The organism is Bacteroides sp. OM08-11, assembly GCF_003438665.1.
Taxonomy (GTDB): domain Bacteria; phylum Bacteroidota; class Bacteroidia; order Bacteroidales; family Bacteroidaceae; genus Bacteroides; species Bacteroides cutis.
In genome coordinates this window covers 920537-934026 of the sequence record NZ_QSTJ01000001.1, presented here as the reverse complement: position 1 = coordinate 934026, position 13490 = coordinate 920537, and the positions used below count along the sequence as shown (strand labels likewise).

The following is a 13490-nucleotide window of genomic DNA, read 5'->3' as shown; positions in this document are numbered from 1 at the left end:
CTGGGTTCTTTGGAATTCAGTCTCTTTTTATTTTTCCATTAACCAAAAAATCACTATCATTGTATTTCTTTTAACACATTTAAAAATCTATGAAATTCAAAAAGAAATTGATTTGTTGCCTGGCATATACCTGCTTCGCAAGTAATCTCCTTGCCGATGGGCTGAAAGGATTTGATTACGCCAATGTCTCTGCTCCTTCAGGAAAAGAATGGGAATCTCCCGAGTTATTGGCCCTGAACAAAGAACAACCACACACCTGGTTCTTCACCTTTAACGATACAGAGAGTGCCCGGAAAGTATTGCCAGAACACAGCAGTTACTACTATTCACTCAACGGAACATGGAAATTTCACTGGGTGGGAAATCCCGATGAACGCCCTAGCGACTTTTATCAGCCGGGATACGACGTTTCCGCATGGGATGACGTCAGCGTACCGATGCAATGGAACGTAGCAGGTATCCAGAAAGACGGCAGCCTGAAATATGGGACACCCGTCTATGCCAACCAACCGGTCATTTTTCAGCACAAAGTTGCTGTGGACGACTGGAAAGGCGGAGTAATGCGTACTCCTCCGCACGACTGGACAACTTACAAAAACCGTAATGAAGTAGGTTCCTACCGTCGTACTTTTTCCGTTCCTGCCGACTGGACAGAACGCGAAGTATATATCAACTTCGATGGGGTATCCTCTTTCTTCTACCTCTGGATAAACGGGAAATACATCGGTTTCTCCAAAAATTCACGAAACACCGCTTCCTTTAATATTACCCCTTATCTGAATAAGGAAGGCGAGAATATAGTGGCAGTCGAGGTCTATCGCAATTCAGACGGTTCGTTTCTCGAAGCACAGGATATGTTCCGCTTACCAGGCATTTTCCGTTCGGTATCACTGACTTCCACCGCCAAGGTACAAGTACGTGATTTACGTGTATTCCCCACACTGGATGCCAACTACAAGGACGGTATCATCCGTGTGGAAGCTGACGTACGTAATCTTAGCGATAAGAAAGTGAAAGATTACACCCTTGCCTATTCGGTTTACGCCAATAAACTGTATTCCGATAAAAACACTCTGGTGAATGATGTAAGTGCAACCGGTAACCTTACCGAATTGGATAAAGCCGGAAAGACTTCTATCATCACGACTCTAAATATTGCCGTTCCCAAGCAATGGTCAGCAGAAACACCTTACCGTTATGTACTGGTGGGTCAGCTAAAAGACAAGAAGGGCAGAGTGATAGAAACTTTCTCCACCGCATTCGGTTTCTGCAAGGTAGAAATCAAAGATACTTCGGCAAGTAACGACGAATTCAATTTGGCAGGACGCTATTATTATATCAACGGAAAAACCGTGAAATTAAAAGGAGTTAACCGTCAAGAAATAAACCCAGCTGTAGGTAATGCCATCAGCCATGAACAGATGAAAGAAGAAATCATGCTGATGAAACGGGGAAATATCAACCATGTGCGCAACTCACATTATTCCTGTGAACCTTACTGGTACTACCTGTGTGACAAATTCGGAATCTACCTGGAAGATGAAGCGAACATTGAAAGTCATGAATACTATTATGGCAATGCGTCCCTGTCCCATGTACCAGAGTTTGAGGCGGCACACGTGGCACGCGTCATGGAGTTGGCCCACTCCCACGTAAACCATCCTTCTATAGTGATATGGTCACTGGGTAATGAAGCCGGCCCGGGAAAGAATTTCATCAGTGCCTATAATGCCTTGCATACCTTCGATTCCTCCCGCCCCGTCCAATATGAACGTAACAATAGTATTGTAGACATGGGATCCAACCAATATCCATCCATTGCATGGATGCGTGGTGCTGTCACGGGTAAGTACAACATCAAATATCCGTTCCATGTATCAGAATATGCCCATTCCATGGGAAATGCGGTAGGTAATCTGGTAGACTACTGGAACGCGATAGAGTCTACCAACTTCTTTTGTGGAGCTGCCATCTGGGACTGGGTAGATCAGGCGTTGTACAATTATGACCCTAAAACCGGAGACCGTTACTGGGCATATGGTGGTGATTTCAATGACAAGCCGAATAGCGGAATGTTCTGTATGAACGGTATCCTGTTGCCCGACCATTCTCCCAAACCGGCTTACTATGAAGTAAAGAAAGTGTATCAGAATGTAAGTGTAAAAGCTATCGACCTGCAAAATGGAAAAATTGAAATCTTCAACAAGAATTATTTTACCGCACTGGACAACTATAAATTAGTGTGGTCTTTGTATGAAGATGGAAAGAAGATAGACGAGAATGAAGCTTCCCTCGAAGTATGCAAGTCAATTGGTCCCCGTGCTAAAGCCATCTGCCATCTTCCCTACAACTACGGAAATCTGAAAACCGAAAGCGAATATTTCGTAAAGGTACAATTTGTATTGCTTCGCGATATGCCTTGGGCAAAAGCAGGTTTCGTACAGATGGAAGAACAATTGGCAGTGAAAACCGCCGGTGAAAAGCCGTCTATAAAAAAACTGACCGCCACTGCCGAGAAACCGGAAATAAACGAAACCGGAAACTTCACCACTATCACCGGAAAAGGTTTCTGTGTGAAGTTTGACAACAAAGAAGGAACCATCTACAGTCTGGAATACAATGGTAAGAAGATGATTTGCGACGGACAAGGTCCTAAGATAGATGCCCTTCGCGCTCCCACAGACAACGACAACTGGGCCTATCGCCAATGGTTTGAAAAAGGACTTCACAACCTGAGGCACCAAGCCATCAAACGTACTTTGGTACAGCCTTCCCCAAAAGATGGAAATATTCTGCAGCTCATCTATACGATAGTTTCACAAGCCCCCAATGCCGCAGTTATCGAAGGAGGTAACTCCGGCAGATACTCTATTAAAGAGCTCACTGACCACCCGTTCGGTCCCGATGATTTCAAATTCATTACCAGCCAAATATGGACTGTTTATCCCGATGGCTCTATCGAACTGCAATCCAGTATCACCTCTAACGATGCCTCCCTTGTACTCGCCCGCCTAGGATATTCCATGCAAGTTCCTTCCGCATTGCAACAATACACTTATTATGGCCGTGGCCCTTGGAACAACTACAACGACCGCCATACCGGTGCTTTCATCGAAATGTATCAAAGTAGCGTGAAGGAGCAATTTATCAACTTCCCGAAACCGCAAAGTATGGGCAATCGTGAAGAAGTACGCTGGTGTGCCCTGACCGACCAGACAGGCAATGGCGTAGAATTTCTTTCAGGCAACCGGATGTCTGTCTCGGCATTACCTTGGTCGGCTGTAGAAATGACTCTTGCCCCTCATCCCTATCAGTTACCTAAATCCACTGCCACCCATTTACATCTGGATTTGGCGGTGACAGGACTTGGCGGTAACAGTTGCGGACAAGGTGGGCCTTTAAATTTTGACCGTGTGAAAGCGGGTAATCATACCATGAGTTTCCTAATCCGTCCCGTACGGCAAGCCGCATTCACCCAGACCGCCAACGTCTCTTTAGCAGGTGAAGTTCCTTTGTCCATTTCACGCAGCCGCAGCGGAATGGTCAATATCCATTCTTCAAAATCTGACGCCCAAATAGTCTATACTCTGAACGGGAACAAGAAAAAACAACGTTATACCAAACCTTTCAATCTACGCGAAGGTGGCGTGGTGACGGCTGCCTACGAAGATAATACCAACATTGCTACTTCGATGATGTTCAGCAAGATAGAGAGCATTCCATTAGAAGTGATTTATGCATCAAGCCAAGAAACCGGTGAGGGGGATGCCACCCATTTGGTAGACGGCAATGCCAATACCAAATGGCACACCATGTATTCCGTCACTGTAGCCAAATATCCACATTGGGTAGACTTTGATGCCGGAGAAACCAAAGTGATGAAAGGTTTCATCTATCTTCCCCGTCAAGATGGTGGTACCAATGGAGACATTAAGGATTATAGTTTGCAAGTGAGTAATGATGGTAAAAATTGGAAAGAAGTCCTTAAAGGTACTTTCCCCTATAACAAGAAACAACAACGTGTCTTATTGGAAAAGCCGGTACAAGCCCGATATCTCCGTTTCACCGGACTTAGCTCGCAAAATGGAGCTGACTTTGCCGGTGGCGCCGAGTTCTCTGTGATCGCCGACTGATGTCATAAAGAACAGAAGTTGTGCCACTATATTGGCACAGCCGTGCCATCGAAGTGGCAAAGTTGTGCCATTAGAGAGGCAAGACAGTGCCAATTTGGTGGCACTGTCTTATGATATATTACATCATACCAATGAAGATGAATATCTGTACAATTCCTGAGTCAATTTCATCTTATCACCATGGACAAGGATGAGCCATGCTAAAACAACCGAGTTTACCATGTAGCAATGAGTTCTTTCAGAATGCGGAAAAACCGGTTGAAAAAGAAAAATGAATGTACACTGCGGTTCAATATCGGATTCCATCAGGAATCTTTATTGCTAACCGTATACGGTCTGTCTTTTCTTCTTGTTTTCAATATTGGTATATAACAGATAAGACAAATAAAGAAGCATATTTATGTTCAACAAGAGATTGAGCTGTCACACTTTTATTAACTATTTAATTTTAAAATTATGAGAAAATTAGTCACGCATTTTGCGTCGTTACATTTGTGAGTCTTTTTGTTTTAAGCTGCACTAATGACAGGTATATGATGAACATTCTAAAGAGACATCAGAATTGAACATTCCGCAACAGTATAAAATAATAGGGGAGAAACACAATGAAGGACTTGAAGCTGTATTTGCAGCGATGAGAAGTTATTATGAACAACCAAAACCAGATTAGACAAGACCCAATTAACTAAAAGAGGAATACCTGACAATGAGCTCCAAAGCCCTACACAACCGGTAAAAGCTTTGAATAAAATAAATGAAGAAGCAACCCGCAAATTATCAGTAACAGATGCAGTAGCTGTTTATACAGGGACAAATACCCGCTGTAATTCGTATATATACTGGAAAGAGAATTTTATGAAATGGATTTTGATATTAAACAAACCAGAGTTAGTAAACAAATTCAGTGATGAAGAGCTGAACCATTTCACTATTAAGAATAAACGACTATTACATTAACATTATAATGAAAGTTCTCCTATATATATTATTGTCTATTTCCTGTTGTGCTTGCATCCACACTAAGCGTCTGGAATATGCCTTGGAGTTTGCAGGAGAAAATCGATCGGAGTTGGAAAAAGTCCTGACGCATTATAAAGACAGTGGTCGGAAATATCATGCAGCCTGCTTTCTGATTGAGAATATGCCCCGTTATTACGCCTATGCGGGTAGTGATTTGGACAGTTTGAAGGCAGTATTTTGGACTACAGAAAGAGAAAAGACCGGAAATACTGGTTGACAGGAATATGCCACTTGCACTGAAAAACCCCTACCTAAAAGATGTAACCTGTGAGTATTTCGGAAAAAATGAAGCAAAGGTTGAACTTCAGGAAAAAACTCGTGACGAATATCTTTATATAGTTTTTTTCGCACGACTAAAGTGGAAACCGATTGATATTGCTACTTCACATGGAAAGCGGGCAATAATAAAAAACGTAGAACCAGAAATAATCTATCTCCCACTTACCCGAAATAATAATACCGGCTACAGGGAAATAGGGTATCCTTTCAAATTGACAAATACCGGTATTTTCTACTATCGACCGGAGAATAAAACGGAAAAGGTAAGATTATACCGTAAATACCCTATGCGTTATTGGCCCCTCCGTTATATGTTTGATATGATCGGAGGTAAATTTGAAGCATCCAACAGGCTTGATTTTAAACATTCCGAATTATTGTATCAGATAGTGGATACACCAAAAACAAACTATAATGCAGTATCTTGTACACCAAAACAAAAATACAGGTATGTACGCTTCACTGCCGCCAAAGACAGATATGCACAACTCGGAGAGCTATTTTTATTCAGGTTCACTAATAAAAAAGAAAAAATAGAACCGAAAGCTATAAAAGGAAGCGAACCAAGATTCGGGCATGAAACAATGAGAAGAAATAATATATCCGACGGGGATTTTTTAAGTTTTTTCTGGTCGAATGAAAAGGGGGGATACGTCACTCTTGACCTAGGCAAGCCAGAAAATATAACACAATTAGTTTACGTTCCCCGAAATGACGATAACTATATCACTCCTGGAAATACATATGAGCTGTTTTATCAGAATGGAATAGATGGTTGGGTATCATTAGGACAAAAAATAGCAAGCGAACGTTATCTGGACTTCAATAATGTACCCAAGAACGCATTACTTTGGTTGCGTAACCTTTCTCATGGCAAAGAAGAACAGGTCTTTTGGATGGAAAACGGGAAACAGATATTTTAGCATTCATAAGAAAATCCTCCTTCCCCGTTTCATCGGTTTCAGGAGGATTTTCTTCTTATTATAAAAAAACTCACTTGATATCTCTTAATTCCCAACCCAATGCACTGGCACCCAACACAGCAGCATCAGAATCTTTCAATTCGGACATCATCAATTTAGCTTTACCTTTATAAATAGTCAAAACATTCTCATCAATAGCCTTTTGGATAGGTTTGAAGATATAATCGCCTGATTTAGCCAATCCACCGAACAAGATTATCGCTTCCGGACTTGAGAAAGCGATAAAGTCAGCAATAGCCTCACCCAAAATGGTTCCTGTAAATTCAAAAATATCCTGAGCTAACTTGTCACCTTGAACAGCAGCATCATATACATCTTTTGAGGTAATGTTTTCTGCCGGAATAGAACGCAACAAACTGGGTTCTGTGCGAGCCGTCAGGAATTCACGCGCTGTACGCGCCACACCGGTAGCCGAACAATAAGTTTCCAGACAACCATGACGTCCGCAACCGCAAACACGACCATTTTCACGACGTATAATAGTATGTCCCAATTCACCGGCAAAACCATCGTGACCATACACCATCTGACCGTTAATAACAATACCACTACCCACACCGGTACCTAAAGTAATCATGATGAAATCTTTCATACCACGTGCGGCTCCGTATGTCATTTCACCGATTGCAGCAGCATTAGCGTCATTTGTCAGTGCAGTAGGAATGCCAAGACGTTCTTCAAACATGGCAGCCAAAGGGATGACTCCCTTCCAAGGAAGATTAGGAGCAAATTCGATGGTACCACTATAATAATTACCGTTAGGAGCACCAATACCGATACCTTTTATCTTGTCTACACCACCATTCGCAATAATCAACGGAAGAAGATTTTTACATACTGTATCGACGTAATCATCGGCCTGTACATAAGCCCCCGTCTTAATGGAACCATTAGCAATAATTGTTCCGCGTGCGTCCACAATACCAAAGACGGTATTCGTACCGCCTATGTCAATACCCACTACATAGGGCTTTTCCATGTTTGAATTCATGATATAACTTTTGTTTAAAGGGTTAGTTGATAACATTTATGGTTACAAATTACACAAAGAAAAACGACATTGCAAAATCTTTTTTTAAAAAACTTCGTCCTACTTGCAACTTTTTGTAACCTATGTGCGTCTAATTATGAAAAACAATAAGAGCTAAGTATAAAACAGGAAAAATCGTGATACAGCTAAAAGACATTAATAAAACCTACAATAACGGAGCACCTTTACACGTTCTCAAGGGTATTAACCTTGATATTCAAAAAGGAGAATTCGTATCTATCATGGGAGCATCCGGTTCCGGAAAATCCACCTTACTTAATATATTGGGTATTCTGGACAATTATGATACCGGAGAATATTATCTAAACGGCACCCTTATCAAGAACCTGAGTGAAACCAAAGCTGCCGAGTACCGCAACCGGATGATTGGTTTCATCTTCCAGTCCTTCAACCTGATAACTTTTAAGAACGCGGTAGAGAATGTAGCCCTTCCCCTCTTTTACCAGGGAGTGAGCCGCAAGAAACGGAATGCGATGGCGCTGGAATATCTGGATCGCTTGGGATTAAAAGAATGGGCAAACCACATGCCGAATGAAATGTCCGGCGGACAAAAACAGCGTGTTGCCATTGCCCGCGCCCTGATTACCAATCCTCAGATTATCCTTGCCGACGAGCCTACCGGCGCCCTTGACAGCAAGACATCCGTGGAGGTGATGCAAATCCTGAAAGACCTGCACCGAACGGGTATGACCATCGTAGTAGTAACCCACGAAAGTGGAGTCGCCAACCAGACGGACAAGATTATCCACATCAAGGATGGAATTATCGGCAGTATAGAGGAAAATCTGAACCATGACGCGTCGCCATTCGGAAAAGACGGATATATGAAGTAAAGAAACATCATCACATTATATATATGATAGACCTTTGGATAGAAATATACGCCACCATCAAACGCAACAAACTACGCACATTCCTTACCGGTTTTGCGGTAGCATGGGGTATCTTTATGCTCATCGTACTGTTGGGAGCCGGAAACGGCATTATACATGCCTTTGAGCAGAACTCCTCTGAACGAGCGTTGAACTCCATCCGCATTTATCCGGGTTGGACAACCAAGTCCTATGACGGATTAAAAGAAGGGCGACGTGTCCGCTTGGACAATAAGGACCTTAGCTCAACCGAGAGAAGTTTCCCCGAAAATGTTATCAGTGCCGGAGCCACCTTGCGGCAGAGCAATATAAACATCAGTTTCGGGCAAGAATATATCAACGTTTCACTAATGGGCGTATATCCTAATTACACCGAAGTGGAAACCGTAAAAACGGCTGATGGACGGTTCATTAACCATAATGACCTGAAAGAACGGCGGAAAGTGATTATCCTTCATAAAAAATCCGCAGAAATTCTTTTTAATAAAACGCATACCAATCCGCTCGGTCAGTTTGTCAACGCCAACGGGGTAGCCTATCAGGTAGTCGGAATCTACAACGACCAAGGCGACCAAGGTTCCAGCGATGCTTATATACCTTTCTCAACCCTGCAAACCATCTACAATAAAGGGGATAAACTGAATAATATTATTTTTACTACCAAAAACCTGAACAGCATAGAAGATAACGACGCTTTTGAAGCCGAATATCGCAAAGTCCTCGCCGCCAACCACCGGTTTGACCCGACTGACGGCAGTGCCATCTGGATATGGAACCGTATGACAAGTTTTATGAAAACGCAAAATGCCATGGGGATTCTGCGCACGGCTATCTGGGTAATCGGTATCTTCACCTTGTTAAGTGGTATTGTAGGCGTATCGAACATCATGTTGATTACCGTCAAGGAACGTACCCGCGAATTTGGTATCCGCAAAGCGTTGGGCGCCAAACCCATCTCTATCCTCTGGCTGATTATTGTAGAGAGTGTAGCTATCACCACCTTCTTCGGCTATATAGGTATGGTGGCAGGCATTGGGGTAACGGAATGGATGAACAGCGCCTTCGGCAGCCAGACGGTAGATGCCGGCATGTTTCAGGCACGGATGTTCTCCGACCCTACAGTCGACATACAAATAGCTATTCAAGCTACGCTTACCCTGATTATCGCAGGTACATTGGCAGGGTTCTTCCCCGCCAAGAAAGCAGTGAGTATTCGTCCTATTGAAGCACTTAGAGCAGATTAAAGATTATGAGAATAGATTTGGATACATGTGAGGAAATCCTCCTCACTATCACAAGAAATAAAACCCGAAGCCTGCTGACGGCATTTGGCGTATTCTGGGGCATCTTTATGCTGGTGGCACTCATTGGTGGCGGACAGGGCATGCAGGAGCAGATGAAGCAACAGTTTGAGGGATTTGCCACTAACTCCGGTTTCGTTGCGGCGCAAAAGACAAGCGAAGCCTACAAAGGATTTCGCAAAGGGCGTTGGTGGGACGTAGAAACAGATGACGTAGACAGAGTGCGCAGTGTAGAAGGAATAGAATTGGCAACTCCTTCGTTTGCCATGTGGGGACAAACAGCCGTTTACGGTGAAAACAAATATGAATGTAGCGTAAAAGGATTATATCCTGAATATGAATATATAGAACATCAGGAAATGACCTACGGGCGCTTCATCAACGATGTAGACATACGGGAATCGCGAAAGGTATGCGTCTTAGGTAAACGTGTATACGAGAGCCTTTTTAAATCGGGAGAAGATCCGACCGGAAAGTTCATACGGGTTAATGGCATTTACTATCGGGTTATCGGCATGTGTTCGTCCGAAGGGAATATCAACATACAAGGTCAAGCATCAGAGGCTATTACCCTACCTTTCACTACCATGCAGCAAACCTATAATCTGGGGAAAAGGATAGATGTGGTTTGCTTCACCATGAAGCCGGGAGTTAAGGTGACAGATGTTCAACCCAAAATAGAAGCGCTTATCAAGGAAGCTCATTATATCTCCCCGAATGACAAGCAAGCTGTGATGTTCTTGAACGCCGAAGCGATGTTCTCCATGATGGACAACTTGATGATGGGGACGCGTATATTGATATGGATGGTAGGTCTGGGAACTCTGTTTGCCGGTGCTATCGGTGTATCGAATATTATGATGGTGACCGTCAAGGAACGCACTACGGAAATTGGTATCCGCCGTGCCATCGGTGCACGCCCCAAGGATATTCTGCAACAAATTCTCTCGGAAAGTATGGTACTGACTACTATTGCCGGAATGGCAGGAATATCTTTCGCAGTTCTCATATTGCAAATATTGGAAAGCGCTACCAACGAAACGGGTGTTATCAAAACCCACTATCAGGTATCTTTCGGATTAGCCATCGGGACATGTATTCTTCTGATTGCCCTTGGAGTACTTGCCGGACTGGCTCCTGCTTATCGTGCCATGGCCATCAAGCCGATTGAGGCGATAAGGGATGAGTGATAACGAGTGGTAAAGCCATGAAGTGCCAGGGTGATAAGTAAAGGAATAAAATAATAATACAATAATAAGATGAAAACAAAGAAGTATCTGAAAATCGCATTACTGGTGGTAGTAGCCGCCTTGTTTATCTGGACATTCGTGTTCTTGTATCAAAAGTCGCAACCGGAAGTGACTGTCTATGAAACGATAGTGCCGGAAATTACCGATTTGGAGAAAACTACTGTCGCTACCGGTAAAGTGGAACCTAGAGACGAGGTACTCATCAAGCCGCAGATTTCGGGTATCATTTCCGAAGTATACAAGGAAGCGGGACAAACCATCAAACAAGGTGAGGTCATAGCCAAGGTGAAAGTCATTCCAGAGTTGGGACAATTGAATTCCGCCGAGAGCCGGGTACGCCTGGCAGAAATCAGCGCTTCACAAGCTGAAACTGACTTTGCCCGCATTGAGAAACTGTTCAAGGACAAACTCATCAGTAGCGAAGAATACGAGAAAGGCGAAGTAACCGTAAAACAGGCGCGCGAAGAGCTGCAAACGGCAAAAGATGCTTTAGAGATTGTAAAAGAAGGCATCACTAAAAGCAGCGCATCATTCAGTAGTACATTAATCCGGTCTACCATTACCGGACTGATTTTGGATGTACCGATCAAGGTGGGTAACTCGGTAATCATGAGCAACACGTTCAACGACGGAACCACGATTGCCACCGTAGCCAATATGAATGACCTTATTTTCAAGGGAAACATCGACGAAACCGAGGTAGGACGCATCCACGAAGGAATGCCCGTGAAGCTAACTATCGGGGCGTTGCAAAACTTCTCGTTCAATGCTGTGCTAGAGTATATTTCCCCGAAAGGCGTAGAGGAAAACGGTGCGAACCAATTTGAAATTAAAGCCGCTATCCAAGTACCGGATACGGTAGCGATACGCTCGGGATACTCGGCCACTGCTGAAATCGTCCTGGAACGGGCGCAACAGACGCTCGCCGTACCGGAAGGAAGCGTTGAGTTCAACGGTGACAGTACTTTCGTATACATATTGACAGATAGTGTACCTATACAAAAATTTAAGCGCCAACAGATAGAAGTGGGCATGAGCGACGGTATCAAGATTGCAGTCAAAAGCGGACTGAACGCCAAAGACAAGGTGCGGGGAGCAGAAAAGAAAGGAAATTAATCAATATTGGACAAAAGAGAATCATCATGAAGAAAAGTATACTTATCTGCTTGTCTGTCCTGGGCTGTACTCAATTACTGGCACAAGAATACTGGTCATTGCGCCAATGCATCGATTATGCCATAGAACACAATATCAACATACGCCAAACGGCGAATGCAGCTGAGCAAAGTGCAATAGAAGTGAATACCGCCAAATGGGCAAGACTGCCGAACCTGAACGCAAGCGCCGGGCAGAGTTGGAATTGGGGGCGCACGCAAACCGCCATCAAAGATGAAAATACTGGAGATTATTCTACCGTATATGTGAACACCGCCAGCAATGGAACTAATATGTCCGTATCGACCAATATCCCCTTATTCACGGGTTTGGAACTACCTCATCAGTATGCCCTGGCAAAGCTGAACTTAAAAGCAGCCATCGCCGATTTGGAGAAAGCCAAAGAAGATATTTCCATCAATATCGCTTCGGCCTACTTGCAGGTATTGTTTAATGAGGAACTGCATCGGGTGGCTTTGGGGCAAGTAGATTTGAGCAAAGAGCAGTATAACCGTATCGTCAAACTGGCAGAAACAGGTAAGGCTTCTCCGGCAGAAGTGGCGGAAGCCAAAGCGCGCCTGGCACAGGACGAGATGAACGCCGTGCAAGCCAACAACAACTATCGACTGGCTTTGCTCGACCTCAGCCAACTCATCGAACTGGAAACCCCGGAAGGTTTTGTTTTAGAAAGCCCTGCCGTGCAACTGGAGCTTATTCCACTCACTCCTCCCGATGAGATTTTTCAGATTGCTTTAGTCAACAAAGCTTCCATCCAAGCCGCCCAATATCGGCTGGAAGCGAGCAAACACAATATCCGTATCGCCCAAAGTAGCTATTATCCGCAATTAAGCTTAAACGGTAGTCTCGGAACGAATTATTATTCAACAATCAACCGTACTTTCGGCCAACAAATGAATGATAACTTCAGCAAATATGTCGGCTTCAATCTCAGTGTACCCATTTTCAACCGGCTGTCTACCCGTAACAGAGTGCGTACAGCACGTCTGCAACGCGAAAACTATTCCTTGCAGCTGGACAATACCAAGAAAGAATTGTATAAGGAAATTCAGCAGGCATGGTACAACGCAGTAGCATCCGAAAGCAAATACACCAGTAGCAGCATTGCCTCACAGGCAAGTCAGGCATCTTTCGAACTGATGAGCGAAAAGTATGTAAATGGGAGAGCAAATGCCGTGGAGTACAATGAAGCAAAGCAAAATCTGATGAAAGCACAAAGCGACGAATTACAAGCCAAATATGAATATTTATTCAGAACCAAGATACTGGATTTCTATAAGGGAGAACCTATTGAATAACAGATATCCACCCAAATGAGCCATAAAAATAAGAACACGGATAGGACGATTTAAAAAATATACACAGCACCATCCGTGTTCTTTATCTTTTATGCTTCGATCCAACACTTTATCCGTTGCCATTACCTTT

9 protein-coding genes are annotated in these 13490 nt (G+C 43.6%); 8 read left to right on the top strand and 1 reads right to left on the bottom strand.

The window, feature by feature from the left end:
- Positions 1-89 precede the first annotated feature (89 nt).
- The 3 genes from DXC10_RS03620 (at position 90) to DXC10_RS03615 (ending at position 6355) form a co-directional block, all read left to right on the top strand.
- A complete protein-coding gene (locus DXC10_RS03620) occupies positions 90-4133 on the top strand; it encodes a glycoside hydrolase family 2 TIM barrel-domain containing protein (protein ID WP_117737331.1) in 4044 nt (1347 codons plus the stop codon).
- Between the two features lie 964 nt (positions 4134-5097).
- Complete coding sequence (locus DXC10_RS16470) at positions 5098-5370, top strand: hypothetical protein (protein WP_233519861.1); 273 nt, start codon at positions 5098-5100, stop codon at positions 5368-5370.
- A 7-nt stretch (positions 5371-5377) separates the two neighbouring features.
- Positions 5378-6355: a discoidin domain-containing protein gene (locus DXC10_RS03615; RefSeq protein ID WP_233519860.1), complete on the top strand. Its 978-nt coding sequence runs from the start codon at positions 5378-5380 to the stop codon at positions 6353-6355.
- A gap of 70 nt (positions 6356-6425) precedes the next feature.
- On the opposite strand, the gene DXC10_RS03610 is transcribed toward DXC10_RS03615, so the two are convergent.
- The gene (locus DXC10_RS03610; protein WP_101542457.1) at positions 6426-7406 is read right to left on the bottom strand and encodes an ROK family protein; all 981 of its coding nucleotides are present in this window, start codon (positions 7404-7406) and stop codon (positions 6426-6428) included.
- A 176-nt stretch (positions 7407-7582) separates the two neighbouring features.
- Here DXC10_RS03610 and DXC10_RS03605 point away from each other — a divergent pair, with 176 nt between their 5' ends.
- From DXC10_RS03605 to DXC10_RS03585, 5 genes are all read left to right on the top strand, one after another.
- Positions 7583-8299 carry an ABC transporter ATP-binding protein gene (locus DXC10_RS03605; protein WP_117737330.1) on the top strand — a complete coding sequence of 239 codons (717 nt, stop codon included), beginning with the start codon at positions 7583-7585 and terminating at the stop codon, positions 8297-8299.
- A 23-nt stretch (positions 8300-8322) separates the two neighbouring features.
- Positions 8323-9582: an ABC transporter permease gene (locus DXC10_RS03600; protein WP_117737329.1), complete on the top strand. Its 1260-nt coding sequence runs from the start codon at positions 8323-8325 to the stop codon at positions 9580-9582.
- A gap of 5 nt (positions 9583-9587) precedes the next feature.
- Positions 9588-10829, top strand: a complete 1242-nt coding sequence (locus DXC10_RS03595) for an ABC transporter permease (RefSeq protein ID WP_101542346.1) — start codon at positions 9588-9590, stop codon at positions 10827-10829.
- 69 nt (positions 10830-10898) lie between these two features.
- Complete coding sequence (locus DXC10_RS03590; protein WP_101542345.1) at positions 10899-12005, top strand: efflux RND transporter periplasmic adaptor subunit; 1107 nt, start codon at positions 10899-10901, stop codon at positions 12003-12005.
- Between the two features lie 26 nt (positions 12006-12031).
- Positions 12032-13360 carry a TolC family protein gene (locus tag DXC10_RS03585; protein ID WP_101542344.1) on the top strand — a complete coding sequence of 443 codons (1329 nt, stop codon included), beginning with the start codon at positions 12032-12034 and terminating at the stop codon, positions 13358-13360.
- Positions 13361-13490: the final 130 nt, after the last annotated feature.